Annotated in this window: 19 protein-coding genes; 6 read left to right on the top strand and 13 right to left on the bottom strand. The window is 52.7% G+C overall.

The annotated features are described in order from the left end of the window. Positions 1–60 precede the first annotated feature (60 nt). The 3 genes from G516_RS0116625 to G516_RS0116615 all read left to right on the top strand — a co-directional run bounded on the left by G516_RS0116625 (position 61) and on the right by G516_RS0116615 (position 3,463). The gene (locus G516_RS0116625) at positions 61–750 is read left to right on the top strand and encodes a DUF4956 domain-containing protein (RefSeq protein ID WP_028294593.1); all 690 of its coding nucleotides are present in this window, start codon (positions 61–63) and stop codon (positions 748–750) included. After that, positions 747–2,288 (top strand): carbohydrate-binding domain-containing protein, encoded by a 1,542-nt coding sequence (locus tag G516_RS23000; RefSeq protein ID WP_051219540.1) that lies wholly within the window; start codon positions 747–749, stop codon positions 2,286–2,288. Before G516_RS0116625 ends, G516_RS23000 begins: the two co-directional genes overlap by 4 nt. A gap of 122 nt (positions 2,289–2,410) precedes the next feature. Beyond that, positions 2,411–3,463 (top strand): hypothetical protein, encoded by a 1,053-nt coding sequence (locus G516_RS0116615; RefSeq protein WP_028294592.1) that lies wholly within the window; start codon positions 2,411–2,413, stop codon positions 3,461–3,463. Positions 3,464–3,554: 91 nt separating this feature from the next. On the opposite strand, the gene G516_RS0116610 is transcribed toward G516_RS0116615, so the two are convergent. The 5 genes from G516_RS0116610 to G516_RS0116590 all read right to left on the bottom strand — a co-directional run bounded on the left by G516_RS0116610 (position 3,555) and on the right by G516_RS0116590 (position 7,332). Then, a complete protein-coding gene (locus G516_RS0116610; protein WP_084645146.1) occupies positions 3,555–4,046 on the bottom strand; it encodes a DUF3106 domain-containing protein in 492 nt (163 codons plus the stop codon). Further along, positions 4,036–4,326, bottom strand: a complete 291-nt coding sequence (locus G516_RS24785; protein WP_156879080.1) for a hypothetical protein — start codon at positions 4,324–4,326, stop codon at positions 4,036–4,038. Before G516_RS24785 ends, G516_RS0116610 begins: the two co-directional genes overlap by 11 nt. Then, positions 4,292–4,777, bottom strand: coding sequence for a hypothetical protein (locus G516_RS0116600; protein WP_028294589.1), 486 nt, complete (start codon positions 4,775–4,777; stop codon positions 4,292–4,294). The genes G516_RS24785 and G516_RS0116600 overlap by 35 nt, the downstream gene beginning before the upstream one ends. Beyond that, on the bottom strand, positions 4,767–5,324 hold the full coding sequence (locus G516_RS0116595) for an RNA polymerase sigma factor (protein ID WP_036537202.1): 558 nt from the start codon (positions 5,322–5,324) through the stop codon (positions 4,767–4,769). Before G516_RS0116595 ends, G516_RS0116600 begins: the two co-directional genes overlap by 11 nt. Positions 5,325–5,388: 64 nt before the next feature. Next, positions 5,389–7,332 (bottom strand): hypothetical protein, encoded by a 1,944-nt coding sequence (locus tag G516_RS0116590; RefSeq protein WP_028294587.1) that lies wholly within the window; start codon positions 7,330–7,332, stop codon positions 5,389–5,391. 371 nt (positions 7,333–7,703) lie between these two features. Here G516_RS0116590 and G516_RS0116585 point away from each other — a divergent pair, with 371 nt between their 5' ends. The 3 genes from G516_RS0116585 (at position 7,704) to G516_RS0116575 (ending at position 9,943) form a co-directional block, all read left to right on the top strand. After that, positions 7,704–8,756, top strand: a complete 1,053-nt coding sequence (locus G516_RS0116585) for a succinylglutamate desuccinylase/aspartoacylase family protein (protein ID WP_245582689.1) — start codon at positions 7,704–7,706, stop codon at positions 8,754–8,756. A 69-nt stretch (positions 8,757–8,825) separates the two neighbouring features. Next, positions 8,826–9,383 (top strand): mechanosensitive ion channel family protein, encoded by a 558-nt coding sequence (locus tag G516_RS22995; RefSeq protein ID WP_051219539.1) that lies wholly within the window; start codon positions 8,826–8,828, stop codon positions 9,381–9,383. 125 nt (positions 9,384–9,508) lie between these two features. Next, entirely contained in the window at positions 9,509–9,943 is a 435-nt protein-coding gene (locus G516_RS0116575) for a hypothetical protein (protein WP_028294585.1), read from the top strand. Positions 9,944–9,969: 26 nt separating this feature from the next. Here G516_RS0116575 and G516_RS0116570 read toward each other — a convergent pair whose 3' ends face one another. The 8 genes from G516_RS0116570 to G516_RS25295 all read right to left on the bottom strand — a co-directional run bounded on the left by G516_RS0116570 (position 9,970) and on the right by G516_RS25295 (position 16,452). Further along, a complete protein-coding gene (locus G516_RS0116570; protein WP_028294584.1) occupies positions 9,970–10,326 on the bottom strand; it encodes a DoxX family protein in 357 nt (118 codons plus the stop codon). 428 nt (positions 10,327–10,754) lie between these two features. Continuing rightward, the gene (locus G516_RS0116565; protein WP_028294583.1) at positions 10,755–11,579 is read right to left on the bottom strand and encodes a DUF5718 family protein; all 825 of its coding nucleotides are present in this window, start codon (positions 11,577–11,579) and stop codon (positions 10,755–10,757) included. A gap of 325 nt (positions 11,580–11,904) precedes the next feature. Then, complete coding sequence (locus G516_RS0116555; protein WP_028294582.1) at positions 11,905–12,378, bottom strand: NADAR family protein; 474 nt, start codon at positions 12,376–12,378, stop codon at positions 11,905–11,907. 112 nt (positions 12,379–12,490) lie between these two features. Further along, positions 12,491–12,940 carry a GNAT family N-acetyltransferase gene (locus G516_RS0116550; protein WP_028294581.1) on the bottom strand — a complete coding sequence of 150 codons (450 nt, stop codon included), beginning with the start codon at positions 12,938–12,940 and terminating at the stop codon, positions 12,491–12,493. 60 nt (positions 12,941–13,000) lie between these two features. Next, the gene (locus G516_RS0116545; protein WP_036537200.1) at positions 13,001–13,594 is read right to left on the bottom strand and encodes a Crp/Fnr family transcriptional regulator; all 594 of its coding nucleotides are present in this window, start codon (positions 13,592–13,594) and stop codon (positions 13,001–13,003) included. Continuing rightward, entirely contained in the window at positions 13,595–13,963 is a 369-nt protein-coding gene (locus tag G516_RS0116540) for a hypothetical protein (RefSeq protein ID WP_028294579.1), read from the bottom strand. A 317-nt stretch (positions 13,964–14,280) separates the two neighbouring features. Then, entirely contained in the window at positions 14,281–16,113 is a 1,833-nt protein-coding gene (locus G516_RS0116535) for a P-loop NTPase fold protein (protein ID WP_028294578.1), read from the bottom strand. A 210-nt stretch (positions 16,114–16,323) separates the two neighbouring features. Next, positions 16,324–16,452, bottom strand: a complete 129-nt coding sequence (locus G516_RS25295) for an IS3 family transposase (protein ID WP_407635457.1) — start codon at positions 16,450–16,452, stop codon at positions 16,324–16,326. Between the last annotated feature and the right edge of the window lie 18 nt (positions 16,453–16,470).

Raw genomic sequence — 16,470 nt, 5'->3', positions numbered from 1 at the left:
AGATTCAGCCCCTGAGCCAATTTCAACTTACCTACTTCTGACACCAGTAATCGAACCGACATGAACCCGACTGACCTGAGCCAACTATTCGATTCCAACCAGCTGCTGCTGGACTCCTCATTGGGGTCGTTGCAAATCCTGATCTCCCTGTCCGCCACCTTTGTGATGGCGATGTTTGTGTATTGGGTTTACAAAAAAACCTACAACGGCGTGCTGTACTCGAAGAACTTCAACATCACCCTGGTGATGGTGGCGATTGCCATCAACGCCATTGTGATTGGTATCAGCGGCAACCTGATGTTATCGCTGGGCATGATTGGTGCGCTATCTATCATCCGTTTCAGAACAGCCGTGAAAGACCCCCGCGATACTGCCTTTATTTTCTGGGCTATTACCATCGGTATTGCCAACGGCGTTGAGTATTACCAGCTGTCGCTGATTGCCAGTGGCTTTATTGCCATTGTGCTGTGGGGACTGTCGCGCTCATTCACCTTTGAACCGTCTTACATGCTGATTCTGAAGTATCAGAACAGCGATCAATGGCCAGCCGTCTTACAACAGTTAGACGACAAGCAGCTGGTGCAGAGTCACTTCATTCGCTCCGATACCCTTAAAAACGGCGTGATTGAAAAAGTGATCGAACTGCGCATCCAGCGCGGCCAACAGGAATCCCTGCTTAACCAGTTGCGAAGCCTGGACGGCATCGCAACCTGTACCTTGCTATCCAGTCATGGAGAATTTACCGAATGAGTGCTTTCCCTCAAAAAGGACTTGTGCGCGCTGTCCGTGGTGCGTTTGCCAGCGCCGTGCTGATGTCAGCGCTGACCGCCACCACCGCAATGGCCGGCGATGCCACGCTGATTGATTTTGGCGCCAGCCCCAAAGCCAGCCAGGCTGTTACCGTCAACGGTAACACCGTAACCATCGTACAAGGCGGTACCTATCGCCTGTCCGGCAAAGCCGATGGCAGCCAACTGGTGGTGAACTGTGGCGACCAGCCACTGACGCTGATTTTCGACAACCTGCAACTGACCAGTGGCGCCGGTGCCGCCATTGATATTCGTGCCGCGGGCGATGTGGAAATCCAACTGGCCGCCGGTTCCGACAACCTGCTGGCCGATGTTAAAGGCAGCAACCTGCCAGCAGGCAGCGACGCCAACGCTACCCTGTATTCCAAGGCTGACCTGAAAATCACCGGTGCCGAAAATGCCCGCCTGGCGGTAATCGGCGAACGTGAAGACGCCATTGTCAGCAAGGACGACCTCGACATTCGTAAGCTGGAACTGGCCATTGATGCCGCTGACGAAGGCATTCGCGGAAAAGACAGCGTCGATATTCGTGACTCCCGCATCAGCATTCAGGCCGGTGGCGATGCCATCAAATCCGACAACACCGAGAACGAAGAAAAAGGCTTTGTTCATGTTGAAGGTTCGCGCCTGATGATCAAGGCCGGTGACGACGGCATTCAAGGCGTACGCGCTGTTGATATCGTCGACAGCCGCATTCGCATTGAAGAGTCCAACGAAGGCATTGAAGGTCGCTTTATTACCTTCCACAGCGGCCAGATTTACGTGGTATCGAAAGACGATGCCGTGAACGTGTCCGAGAAGAAAGCCGCGTCCAAGGAAGAAGAAGGCCTGGGCTCCAAGCTGAGCTCCATGTGGCAGGGTCGTGGCAAGGGTGGCGGCGGTCATGGCAAAGCCATCGACGGCAAGGTAACCATCATCAATGCTGATATTTTCCTGAAATCCGGCGGCGACGGCCTGGATTCCAACGGCCACGCCGAAATGCAAGGCGGCCGCTTGATCGTCGATGGTCCATTGAGCCGTGGCGATGGCTATATTGATGTCGACGGTGACTTCAAACTGTCCGGCGGTTACCTGCTGGCGACCGGCAGCAGCGGCATGGCACAAACGCCATCTGACACCTCCACCCAGCCGATCATTCAGGTGAATCTGGATACTCCAATTACCGCTGGCCAGCACTTCAAGGTGATTGACACCGACGGCACCGTAGTACTGGACTACCCGGCCCCGGCCGACTTCCAGTCGCTGACGCTGTCGGCTCCGGAACTGAAGCTGGAGCACACCTACAAGGTGATGATTGACGATCAGCCGGTGACCGACCTGACACTGGCCTCGCTGATTACCCGTCATGGCGAAGCTGGCCGTGGTGGCCCTCGCGGTGATCGTGGCAAAAAGCCATGGTGGGACTTCAACGGCAAGGACCGTCCACCACGTGATGGCGAGCGTCCGCCACACGATGACGACCACCATCAGGATTCCTGATCCGTTATCGGTGTCATTCAAGCACAGCAGCGTTACTTCGCTGCTGTGCTTTTTTGTTTCTGGCTCAGGTATTCTGGCTCAGATATCCACCACCCCGTTCATTTCAACCAAAGGTATTCCGCATGGCGACCAAGCCCCTCACTGGCCGCTTACGCAATCCATGTTTTCAACGCCGCAGCTCTGTCTTGCTTGGCCTGGCGGCCATCAGCGGCTGCTCGCTGACTCATGCTGGCTCTCTGACGCTGGATCAGCGCTTCAACCATCTGGTCTTTCACGAAAGCTGGCAAAGCTACGCCCTCGACAGTCACTCCCTGAAACTGCGTTACGCCGACACGTTATGGCAAAACTGGCATTGGTCGGCAGCGCTGTCAAAAGGCAGCGGCCAAAACAGCCAGGTGGATTACAACACGCTGGGAGGCTCGGTCAGCGTCAGCTGGAGCGGCGACGTGAACTGGTTCAGCCTCAGTTACGGCAACCACCGCAACCTGCTGAAAGTGTCAGACCAGAATGGCACCGCCTCGGCAGGAATAGACCAGTACGCCAGTCGCAGCCACTTCCACAGTCAGTCGTTAACGGCCGAATTCGGTCATGACATCTGGCTTGGTGATGCCTGGCTGCTCAGCGGCTGGGTCAACGCGACCCAAAGCAAGGCATACTCGGACTACAGCGCCACCAGCATTTCGACCACCACGGTGAGCACGGCTGAAGACGATGACAGTAGCAATGATGGTGGAAGTGATAATGACGACGGTAGAAATAGCGGCCGGGATGATCGCAACGACTCAGACGATAGTGACAGCAGCACCGAAACTACAGAGACTACGGAGCAAACCACCACCACGGTGCAGCGCAGCGACAATGAACAATCCGGTACCGACCTGGGCCTTGGACTCAGTTTGGCGTGGCTGGCCGAAGACAGTCGCGGCTGGCTATGGAGCCCCGGCGCCAGCCTCGATTATCAGAAAACCGTGGTTGGCCAACTACTAACCTCCAGCGGTGATGACTTCCAGCCCAACGAGCAGGAAGGCAGCAGCACGCTGGCCACCTCCTGGAGCTCCGCCAGCCTGTTCCTGAATGTGTTTGATGATCATTGGAGCGCCAGCCTCAGCTACCATCAGGACCTCGACGACAGCGATTACTACAGCTGGGTATTGGGAGCCGGTATTAACTGGTGAAAAATAGCGGCTCAGACCTGGCAACCACACGGAAGCCATAAAGAGCCGCACTGCTTAAACAGGGAAGAAAGAACAAAAAGCGCCCCGACAATTACTTGTCGCGACGCCCTTTCATTTTGTCACGCAATTGATCGCGCTGGCCTTTCGGCATGGACTGATAACGCTCGCGCAAATTCTGGCGTTTTTCCGGCGACAACTTCTGGTAACGCTGCCAGGCTTCGCGGGTTTGCTGGCGTTCCTTGTTGCTCATGTTGTTGAGCGTTTGCATACGGTCACGCAGCGCCTGACGTTCTTTGCCATCCAGCTGCTGCCAACGCTGAAAGCGCTCACGGGCCTGACTGCGTTCTTCGCCCGACAGCTGCTGCCAACGCTCGGCACCACGAACCAGCTGCTGTTGCTGCTGCTCGCTCAGGCCGTTCCATTTGGCTTTCGCAGACGACAACACATTACGGGTGCTTTCGGGCAGGCTGTCCCAGTTTTGCGCCTGCGCCAGTGGCGTGAGCAGACACATCAGCAAGGAGAACAGCGTCAGCCTGAACAGCCGAGCAGTAGCCAGCCAACCAGCAGGGTAGCTATTCAGCATCCGGTTGCCCTCCCTTTACTCGGGACGACAAAGCCGCTTGTTGAGCGGCCTCCTCGGAAGACTGACCTGACTCGGACGGCTCCATCAGCTGAACCGGGTCGATCCACTCGCCGTTCATCTGCTTCTGTTCGCCCAGAAACAGCAGAAACTCCAGATCAGGCTGCTCGTCATTCGAGGCCAGCCTTACAGGGTCTTCGGCATACACCAGTGGTACTGCTGCACCGGTGATCATCACTGGCAGCATATTAACCAGCCCCATCCGGAGCAGGATTCGACGCATCAGGTAACTCGCTCAACCAATAGGCAAATTCAAGATCCTGAAGCATACCCCATTCGCTCTCATCCAGCTCGGCCAACGCCATCGCCATGTCGAGTTCCGTGAACTCGTCGGTCGTCGTAGTCAGGGGTTCTGATCCCAGCGCCAACTCGGCAGTCCTGGCAGAATCTGACGAAGGCACAGGGCCAGCCACCAGCCATACCGCCAGCGCCACAGTCGCAAGCGCCGCCATGGATGCACCGGCCTGCCAACCGTTCAAGCCCAGCTGACGCAACACACCAAAGCGACTGGATTGCAGCGGCGAAGCAGCCTCCCGAAACGCCTGCATACGACGAGCCGCCAACTGCTGCGACAGTTCGTCGGGCATGGCATCGATATCTTGCTCCAGCCACTGGCGAATGCGTTGTTCGTCGGCTGCCCGCTCAGACCCGTGTTGATTACGACTATTGGCCATGGGCTTCTACCACCTCATTCAATTTTTGTCGCGCCCGGGACAGATGGGTTTTCACACTGCCCTCGGAAATACTCATGGCAGCGGCGGTTTCCCGCACACTCATGCCTTCCCAGCAACGCAGCAAAAAGCACTGCTGCTGTTGTACTGGCAACGCCGCGATGGTTTCCATCACAGCACCGCGTTGGCGTTCCTGGCCCAATAACCAGCCGGGTTCCAACGCATCGGAGCCTGCTTCCGGGCCAAGCTCCGCTTCAGAACTGCCCTCCGATTCCTGCAGGCTGTCCTGATCATCCGGGCGCGATGATTTGCGCCAGAAAAACAATTTCGAAAACCGCTGCTGCTGACGGTGATAGTCCATCAGGCAGTTTTCCAGAATACGGAAAAACAGCGGTTGCCATTCATCCGGGCCACGATCCCGGTAACGGCTGATCAGCCGGGTCATGGCCTCCTGAACCACATCCAGCGCATCGTCATCACTGTGGGTTGAAAAACGGACAATACGAAACGCCCGTTTTTCAACCGAAGCCAGAAACTCATTCAGGTTCATAAGACGGCGCTGGAGCCTGCGTGCATCATGCGGGTGTAAGATCCTGTGGTTCAGTTATTCAAAATCAGCGGCGATTACCGCGACCGCCGTTACTGCTACCGCTGTCAGAACTGCTGTCAGAAGACGAGCCACGGCCAACACTGGAACCCCGGCTGCTCTCGCCAAAACGCACCACAATGGTCGACGCTGTCAGAGCGGTCGCGGTTTGGTCGTACGTGCCCAGCACACTGATTTTACTCACTGGTTCCGTACCTGCCAGTGCTTCCGCCAATGCCACCAGAAAATCGCTGTAGCTGGTGTACACCGATGCTGCCACACCCGACGTGTGCACGGCGTAATGACCGCTATCTGCAGCAGCGACAATGTTGGTGACCGTCAGGCCATCCACCACGCTTTTGGATACCCCATGAATGCGGAAGCGTTCAGATGCTTCGCTGGTGTCCAGCACCAGAGCAGAATCCGTGATGGTTACCGGCGTAGTGGTCAGGGTTGAAGTCGACCAGTGAGCACTGTAGCTGGAGCTGCCGGTCGACAGGCTGACTTCGTTGATGCTGGTTACGTCGAAGTCGCCGACGGCGGCACCAAAGTCGGTTGGGTAACCGCTGACAGACACCCAGGCACCTACGGCCAGATTGGAAACATCCAGCGTTGAGGTTTGCAGCTCATAGGCCAGAGGGTCGGCATCGGTATCGGTGCTGGCACTAGTGCCGGTAAAGTCAAACAGGCTGACGTCGCGGCTGTTCACCCGGGTCAAATCGATGGCCAATGGCGAGGTGGATACCACCGAGCCAGTCACGGTATTCAGCTTCAGACGCACATACCCCTCAGATGCATCCATCACCGTGCTGTCGGTAGTCGACAAGGTGCCCGCCACCAGCACGGTTTGACCAACGGAAATATCCGCCAGCGTGGAATCCCCTTCTTCAACACCGGTAACCACGGTGCTGTCGCCCAGGGTAATGGTCATGGTCGAGCTGAACGACGAACGACGCTGGTCGGCTTCGACAACGGCGCCCGACAGGGTAATCACGTTATCGGTACGGGCCGTTACCACGCCTTTCACCTGATCTTCGCCGGTGCCGTCGACGCTGGCGCCCGCCAGAATACTGGTGGCGGTGAACACACCACTGTCATCAAGGCTGCCGTAGGCAATCACAGAGGCATCCGCAGCCATCAGCGCCAATGCCGCCAGACCTTCGCTGCCGCTGTATTCAACGGTGTCCAGCTCATAGCCGGTGTCGTCGGTTACCGTGATGGTCGACTGGCCAAAGTCACCGCTGCGCTTGCGCATCGGCCGCACGTTCAGGGTCACGGTAGACACGCTGGTATCAACCGACACCAGGCTGCCGCGGGCACGATGTTCGCGGGTTTCGTCCTGGCTGGCCGTCACCATCAGCAATGGCGACACTTCAATTTCAGCCGGGTCGTACGAAAGAATGGTGTTCGAGGCCGACAGGTCGAGGTCCAGCGTCAGGCCTGCCACTTCGCGAGGTGAAATGGTCAAGGCGCTGTCGGCAAGGTCAATGCTGGCTTCCAGCGCCGTCAGCACATTGCCGTCGGTATCCAGTGCGGTCGCCGCATAACTGGTGCCGGCTTCGTCCTGAATCACGATGTCGGCATCGGTGTAGTCCAGATACACCAGCACGCTGTTGTAGGTACCGCGTGGCAGTGACGCCACCAGAAACAGTTCACTGAGTGACTGATACTGCACAAAGTCCACTTCCGTGGTGGCTGGCAAAACATCCACCTCGGTGCCGTCTTCACGGGTCAGGGTTACACCCGTCACATCCACCTGATAGGTCAGGAAGTCTTCTTCTGCATCCGTCAGGGCAATTTGCAGGGTGCCGGTTTCGCCGGTGGAGGCTGTTTCAGCCGTCGTTTCTGTCGTCGACTCGGTGCTTGAAGATGTCGTTGTTGTAGTACTGGTTGTGCTTTCCGTACCGTCCGAACCACCACAGGCCGCCAAACTGGCCGACACCACCGTCAGCCATAACCAATTCGCTTTCATTACCGTCTCCAGGTGAATTTCCTTTGAAAATTGTCAGCGTGTTGTTTGTGCGCACATCACCTAAAACGTCACCGCCCGCAGTTGGTTGACAAAACCCGGCGATTTTTTGAAATTTCCAGAGGGTTCCCATCACACAGAAGACGGTTACGATCAATTTTGTTGCTTGTAACCAGCATCAAATTCAGTTGTCCCAAAGCGCAATACACCGCACACTTTCAAGCCTTATGGGGACATCTATTTAATCCTGCGCCGGATTAAATAGATGCCCCTCGTCCAGTCTGTGATGCTGAGCTGTTTTCAGCACCGGACTTACCTCGGAAGCCAGCCGCTCGTCTAAAACACGGTAACTGGCCCCTACACGGAACCACTGCATGAATACCCGCGCTTCTCGCCTGCCTGCCATGACCATCGCTGGTGAAACCATTGAGCCCGGAAACAGCTACAAGCTGAACGTGCCCATCGGCAGCCTGTACACCAGCACCGACATGACCATGCCGGTGTACATCAAACGCAGCCGCAAGCCTGGCCCTACCCTGTTTATCAGTGCGGCCATTCATGGCGACGAGTTGAACGGCGTTGAGATCATCAACCGGCTGATCAATGGCTCGCGGCTGCGCAACCTGCGTGGCACCCTGATTTGTGTGCCCGTGGTAAACCCGTTTGGTGTAGTGAACCAAAGCCGCTACCTGCCCGACCGTCGTGACCTCAACCGCTCGTTTCCGGGGTCACCGAAGGGCTCACTGGCAGGCCGCATGGCCGACACTTTTCTGAACGAAATTGTCGCCCACTGCGACTACGGCATCGACCTGCACACGGGGGCGATCCACCGCTCTAACCTGCCGCAGATTCGCGCCAACCTTGACGATGAAGAAACCCGCTTGATGGCGCTGGAATTTGGTGTACCCGTGGTACTGAACGCTAACTTGCGCGATGGCTCACTGCGGGAATCCGCCAATGAAATGGGCGTTAAAATCCTGCTGTACGAAGCAGGTGAAGCGCTGCGCTACGACGAGCTGTGCATTCGTGCCGGCGAACGCGGCATCTTGCGAGTGATGCGGCTGCTGAATATGTTGCCACCAAGCCGCCAGAAGAAGTTTCCGATTGAGCCTCTGGTTGCCCGCAACAGCGGCTGGGTACGCGCCACCGACTCCGGTTTTGTACGCGCTTTCCGCCAGCTGGGCGACAAGGTTGAGAAAGGCGACGTGCTGGCCAGCATTTGTGACCCGTTTGGTGATGAAGTCGACCGCGTTGTGGCCAGTAAAGATGGTATTGTTATCGGCAATCAGAACCTGCCGCTGGTACACGAAGGCGACGCCATGTTCCACATTGCCTACTTCAAGGAGCCGGACGACGTGGTAGAAAGCATCGAAAACATGCAAGACAGCCTGCTGCCAGACGACGCAGAGCCGATCCAGGCCAACTGATATTCCACAGGCCAGCCCGACAAACAGAGGGCTGGCCAACACTCACCTGCACTACCCACAGCGAGACCCATGAAATTTCTGCTCGTACTGGCCGCCGTTATTGGCTACGCCTGGCTCAACAGCCTGTTGATGAACCTGATTGAACGCCAGGGCAATCGCCACGATGTTGGTCACTCCCGTATTTTCTACATCCAGAAGGCCGTGCAGCTAACCCTGTTTGTGCTGTTGTTGTTCGTCGTTGGCTTTGTGCTGGGTTTTGGATATGGCGAATTTACCTTTGCGCTGTCGTCCGCGTTTGCCCTGTTGGGTATCGCCCTGTTTGCGCAATGGTCGGTACTGAGCAACGTCACCGCCAGTGTGATCATCTTCTTCCTGTTTCCATACCGTCCGGGCGACCGCATCCGGATTTTTGAAGAAGACTGCCCGGAAGGCGTGATCACCGAAATCACCCTGTTCCACATTCTGCTGCGCACCGACGAAGGCTACGAACTGAGCCTGCCCAACACGCTGGTGTTCCAGAAAGCCGTGGTCATGACCCGCAAAGGCGACCGCTGGCTGTCGATCGAGCCTGCCAAACCCAAGGCCCACAGCGCTGTCACATTGGAAACCAACAAGCCGTCTTCCTGACGGCTTGGCCAACATGCCAACAATGGCCATTTAGCGTCAGCAAATCCCACCCGTCTTAACAAGGTTTTAACCGTATCGACTACACTCTTTGAAGGGTCTGAACGCCACCTTTCGGGAGCTGCGGCATGAACGTCATTAAAACACTTGGCATAGGCATCGCCGCCATAGCGCTGTTTTTTGTGATGATGGCTGCATTCACGCACGGTAATCAGCCCAATCTGGAAGAGACTTTCGAGCCGCAAATTCCGGCACTGGTGAAGCGCATTGGCGAATGGGACATGACCACCTTTATGCTGATCATGACTGACGACGGCTATGCCAAACTGCCCGCCAGCAGCAAAACCCTGTTCGACCAGCTCAAGCAGAACTACGGTGCGGTGGTCAGCACCGGCCAGCCGGAGTTAATGAACCACCAGCACTACTCCGCTCTTATTGGCACTTCGTTCACCACCGCAACTTACCGGGTGCCCGTTACCTTCGAAATGCAGCAAGGCACACTCAGAATCACCCTGGTGGCCAAAAACGACGAGATCAAACTGCAAGGGATGCGGCTGTTGTAACGGCTACTGGCTGCTGTGTAAGCCCCTCAGCCCTGACGCCGAAACAGCAAACCAATGTCATCACGCCCCAGCCAGCCACGCAGCAACGACAGTGCAAAAATTACCGATGCCGCCACCAGCATGCCCCACTCGGCATGAAGAACATGCGTAACCACCGCGCCCACCATAAGCAACGCCAGGCACACACCCGCCAGAGCCGACAAACGCTTCAGTAACAAGCCCACGCCACCGGCGACTTCCAGCGCGCCCGTCAGGTACATAAACCACAACGGATAGCCCCAGCGCTCAAACGCTGCAATCTCAAACGCCAGACCGGCCAACTTGGCCCCGCCAGACAACAGAAAAATGAGTGCCAGCACCCAGCTTAGAATCGATATTTTCATGGTGTGTTTGCCGCTAATTACTGCCAGAGAGCCTAGGGACCCTCTGAATAACTCGGTGCCCGCTCTGGATGACAGGGCGAAGCTGAATCACGAAGCTGGTTTGCAGGCTTGACGGGTCAAGTCAAAAATCAGCGACACAGAGTCAGCAATGCCCTGGCATCCCCGCAGGGCGCGGCCTGCAGCCCGCCAGAACGGTGTTGGCGAATTTGGAAAGGGCCAGCCATTCCGCTGCATTCGCCGCCTTGTTCTGACAACCTGCAGGACTCGCGCAGAGCTGTGCAGAGTTATCCAGAGGGTCCCTAGAGTATCAAACGGTAAAACAACAAGGACAAGCCAAAGAAGAGTTCAGGCAGAGGGGCCTTTGGGTATAGGAAAACCCTGGAAGAGTAAAAAACAAGGCTCTGCCGGGGCAGAGCCTTGCCTTGGGCTTACTTCACATCCTGAATCAGCACCGACATATTGCTGCTGGAATACTCACCGCTTTCCAACACAGCAACGATCGACTCTGGCTGATACGCCGTACCGTCGTACACCACCACAACCGCCTGGTCACCTTTCTGCAAGAAATGGGTTTCACCAAACTCGGTGTAACGGGTCGCGCCCACGCTGATCAGGGTGTATTCCGGGTAATCCGCCAGCTTCAACTGATCTGGAATGCAGTCCATCGGGCCACTGTTTGGCTGGTTGTTCATGCAGTCGACAATCCAGTCCAGCAGCTTGGTGTGGAAGTAGCTGTACTCCACCACCGCGCTGTCGGCACCGTAGGCATGGTATTCGCCGTCGCGCTTCATAAAGCAGGCAATGCGGTATTGATCCAGAATGCCGCCTTCGGCAAAGGTATCGATGTCCAGCAGATTGGCCGACAAGCCCTTGGAGCTGGCGCCCCAGTTTTTCTTCTCGCTGATTTTATTGGCGTTCGGGCGACGGATAGAACAGTCGTTATAAGCGCCAAACTTCAGCGGCTCCAGACCCACAACCCTGGTACCGTCGTACTGAATTTTGCAGTAGATCGCCACTTCCGGCTCAATCTGCACATTGCCGTCGGTTTCAGGGGCTGAAACGGTGTTGCTGGATAACGGAAACTCAGACAAAAAACCCGCGTCTTTCGATGGTACATAAAACGGGAAAATGGCTTTCGGCTGAGTCTCTTCTTTCACTTCAACATCCATGAAGTCGCTGGCTTCACCAGCTTGCTCCAAATGGCCTGCAAAGTTGCCGGCTACGCCAAAACCAATGATTTTTGTTAAATCCATAAGGCATCCAAAACGAATAACAACACAAACGACGCCAGCCATGGACAAGACCAATGGCAACCAGCATGCTCCTGACCGAACAGCTGCCACAGCCCAAACGCACCGCAGCTGGCGAAATGAGAGTGAATTTTAACAGGATTCTTATTCCAACGAGGCCGTTGGACTGTAAGGAATGGCTCAGTTTCTTTTAAAGAAGGAATGGCAGCCGAGCTGTGTCAAAAGCCAATACCTCCGGTCAGCAGCCCGCGCTAATCAGTAAGAAAAGATCCATCGAAGATCGTTTGAAGGGATATAAATTAAAGGCCCTGGCGCTAACAACAACGCCTTAACCTGCCGCGTCAGCACGCTCCTGCAACAGCTTGTCACGCACCGACATCAACAGCTTGCCGTAAATATTATGGCCCCGGCCGTCGCGGCCGCAGCCCCAGTAATAATCGAACATCGAGCTTTCCAGAATTTTGTCGGCACCGGTCTTCAGCAACACCTCGGCTACCTCCGGGTGAGTACGACATTTGGTGTACACCGCCCGGGTCATCATCACCTGCTGAACGTCCTTCCAATCCTTACGTATCTTACGCTTGTTCGATTTGGCCAGCTTCACCGCCTTTTCTGGGGTTTCCGTAACACGAATGGCTTCACGAATCTCTCCCGCCTCAAACTGCATGCCCTGAAAATAATGCTCCACCGACGGCCACTCGGCGTCATCCAGCTCAAAACCAAAACGAGAATAAGACGACAGCGGATCGTTTACATCGGTACGGTCCACATAGTGTTTTTTGCCAGGATCAGGGAAGAACATCGCAACCTCCGGGGTAACAGGGACTGCGAGTGTAACAGTTGACGGGAGTTGCCGAGATAGACGACGGCCAGAAGGCCCTCTGAATAACTCAGCACAGCTCAACTCTTAAAACTCACGCCCGCTTCATATCCACGTGCAGAATATCGTCTTCCAGATAAGGCTCTGAAGTCGGTTCAAAACCATGCTTTTTGTAGAAGGCTTCAAGATACTGCTGGGCGCTGATTTCTATCGGCTGTTCAGGCCAAAGCCGCTCGCAGTGTTTGATGGCTTCACTCATTAACTGATGGCCCAGGCCGCCGCCGCGGTAATCCTTGTGGGTCACCACCCGACCGATGCTGACCGACGGAAACGTCAGCCCAGCGGGCAACAGCCGTACACTGGCAACCAGGGTGCTGTCTTGCCAACCTAACAGGTGCAAGACACCCGGCTGGATATCCTTACCATCAATATCAGGATACGGACACGCCTGCTCAACAATAAACACATCCGACCTGAGCTTCAGCAAGGCGTACAACTGCTGCTTGTCGAGCTGATCGAAAGACAGGCATTGCCACTGCACCATGGGGTTTCCTCAACAGATTGATCAAAAGCCGGAAGCTACCACTAACGCCCACACAAGCCATTAACAATGGTTAATCGATTGACGTTTTTTAATACGGCTAAGGCTGATGGGGGTGATGCCAAGGTAGGCAGCGATCTGATAATCGCTAAGGCGGGCCAGCAAATCTGGATAATTGCGGCAGAACTGCTGGTAACGCTGTTGCGGAGTATTCAGCAACATATAACGCTCTTTCTGCTCCTTGTTGAGCAGCTGGCCTTCGATCAGCGAGAGGTACATCGGGCGTCTTTCCGCACGCCAGCACTGCAACACACTGATGGGCAGCGCCAGCATCTGACAGGCACTAACCGTCTCAAGACAGAACGGCGACGGCTGGCCTGTCACCAGACTCTCGTAGCCAATCACCCAATCGCCTTCCCAGTAAAATTCCTTGCTGAACACCTTGCCCTGCTCGGTCAGATACCCGGCGTGGCAAACCCCATCCAGCAAAAAATAAAACTCGCTCGCCGTCTCACCTTGCGGCAGCAACACCGAGCGCGAAGGTTGCTGAACAACCCGTGTTTGACTGATCAGCTCGGATATTTCAGCAGGCGAAAAGCCCTGCTCCGACAGCACTCGGCTAAACGCTTCATAGCGACTGTCGGCAATATCCTTCATTCAACAGCTAACCGAAGTGCCGCACTTGCCTGCCAGAGTCTGGTTATAAATGGTCTGCTTGCCCAGCATAGGAACATCCACCGTGATGGTGATATGCATGGCAACCGCATCCGCTTGCTTGTCGAAGTTGCTGACAATCACATTCACTTCCGGGCTGTCGTTCACCTGCTTGGTGGTGTTTTTGGAAATCACCAACGGGCCACCATTCACACGGCCATCCTTGATGCCGCTGAACACAGCTTCGTACAACACGCCTACCTGGCCTGCTTCCATCTCGACCAGCGTCAAGGTGGTATCGACGTTGGCCTTCATGGTCAAAAAGCCAAAAGACGTTTTCTCGGATTTCTTATCAATTAATGCGTGGGACATTTCGTTTTCCTGACAAACAGCGTGAAGCGATCTTGCTTGGCGAACTGAACCCTTGTCTGAGGTTTCGGTAACGCGGGTCCTGTCGAAAAACAGATCAGGCACTGACGAGAAACAGATGCAGCCGCCGGGATTCAGCGACTGCGGAGTGTAGCAGGTAATGGGTGAGGACTGGGGAAGAGGATTTGAAGCTTTGGCCCTATCAAACTCGGCATTTTAACTGGATGTAGAACAGCCTGTTGGTGCTTGAAAAGGTATCCGGTAAACAGTGCAAAGGGTAGTGTTAATTTTTCCGCGAGTAACAACTGGTTATGCACGACTTACTGTTCTTCAGAAAGTAAAAAAATCACTTTTGAAACCGTATGCTTAAGAAATAACCCCAAAATATGACCCTTAAGCCCAATATCATTCAATAGAATCTGTTTTAGTCCTGTTTCTACACCTTTCCAAAAATCCAATTCCTCTCGAAAAAAAGAAAATTTAACTCGATCATTTACAAAATGATTTTCTGAATATCGCTCAAGAATAACATCATTAAGTTTCACAATGGCAGAATTATTAGCATCAACCAAGGAGCCTACAAAGGCCTTAGGATTTACATTATTTAGTATTGGATTATATCTATATACATCCAAGAGTAATTTCTTAAATTCACCATCTAAATCTGACTCTATACTACTTACAATGCTATCTAAAATCTTCTTAGCTTCGCGTTCTTCTGCTATCTGTTTCTCTTGGTTATAGGTCTTTTCATTCTCGCTAGTAATCCGTGCTTTAAGAACTATGAAATCCTGATCTTGATCGTTGATATACCCGTAACCAGTCCCGTTATTATAAATATCACCAGCAACCAAATTTGTTTTCCAAAAATCACTATCCTTGTATTTTGAAATATACCTTTCAACTATTTCCTTTATTTCATCAATGCAAAGCTTTCCAAGGCCGATTTTACTAAAGTAAGTTACAAGAGCTATTTTATGAAGATATATCCTCAGATCATTTTCAACTAGGCATTTTAGCTCGTCTTCGACTTCGTCAATAAGACTTGAGAACTCATCATTTTCAAGCTCTTTAAAATACCAAAGTTTCAACCAGTTAGGTCTTTCTTTCTCTACCTTCTCAACAAACAGTGCTAGCTTTGATGTTTCTTCATTAATTCGTTCCAAATCACCTTTGAATATTATATTCGCCCACACATCACCATTGTATAGGCGAGCCTGCCTACTAAAATATTTACTATATATATCCTCTTTTGAGTTCAACTTTTCATCGCCTTTATTAAAAGGAGTATTTTTTCTTAAATCCTCTTCAGACAACCCACCTTTTTTAACCTCAACACTAAGAGCAAAAAAGCATTTCACTAGATCCTTATAAAACTGGTCATTCGCCTTATATTTATCATCGATGTTTTTTATAAGATACTCAAAGTCATCAATCGATTGCTTGAATTTTCTGAGATTTTTAAAGTTAGATCTATTATATATATATTGAATACACTCTTCATGACCACCTAAGCTATAACCATCTAAAAACTCACATAAAACACTGCTAAAATCATGCTTTACTTCAAACGTCTTACCAATCACCTTTTCCTTAAAGTCTTTATATTTATCTCCATCATCACCTTCAATCAAGACTTTCTCATTTGCAATTAAAATCACTTTTACCTGTGAAGTTTCAACCAACTCATTTATAAAACCAAGAACCTCTACAGTTGATATCTTACTCCTCTCTAGATCATCAAAAATAAGTACTACTTCTTTCTTTTTTTCATCTAAAAAAAATTCAAAAAAATTCAGCTTGTCTAATTTAGTATTTAGCGTTGATTCATAGTTTTCACCTGAGTCAATATCAATCCTCAGCCCCATACTAAATGCGCCCTTAATGATATTGCCAGCCAACCTTGCGCTCTTGGAACCTAATAAAGGATGTAGCTTTTGAAATATCCCGGCATTGATTTCAGAAATATCCCTCAAACCAAACAAGCTAATTTTTATTAACTTAAAATCCTTCCCATTTTTCTTTTTGATGTATTCATCAGCAAAGTGCGTTTTACCAACGCCCCATTCACCACAAAGAAGAAATGCATATTCAGGAGAGGGTAGACTCAAATAGTAATCTAGGTTGTCTACAACATGTTTATTTATTTCCATAAATCTATTATTCCTGGTGACATCAAATCTAAACAAGCGAATAACAAGACTGTAGGAAAAGTATTTTTGAAGCTGATATTTTCCACATATCAGAAAGCCATCGAAAATCAGAGCCCACAGTCTTTCTCAAAATCATTAAACGGCAGGAGATAGATGAAACACGATCTAGTCGCATAGTGATCCTCACCCGCTTTTCCGGACACATTGGAGTTATCCATTTATCGCCTCGTACTCTAACGGACTCATGTATCCCAAGCCAGAGTGCAGGCGAGTTCTGTTGTAGAAGCGATCAATATACTGTTTGAGCGCCGATTTTAACCCTGAGTATGTTTTCCAAATATTGCCGGTTAACTTTTC

Origin of the sequence: Oceanobacter kriegii DSM 6294 (assembly GCF_000422845.1) — a bacterium.
Taxonomy (GTDB): Bacteria; Pseudomonadota; Gammaproteobacteria; order Pseudomonadales; family Oceanobacteraceae; genus Oceanobacter; species Oceanobacter kriegii.
The sequence above is the reverse complement of the archived record's forward strand: the minus strand, read 5'-3'. Positions and strand labels throughout refer to the sequence as shown.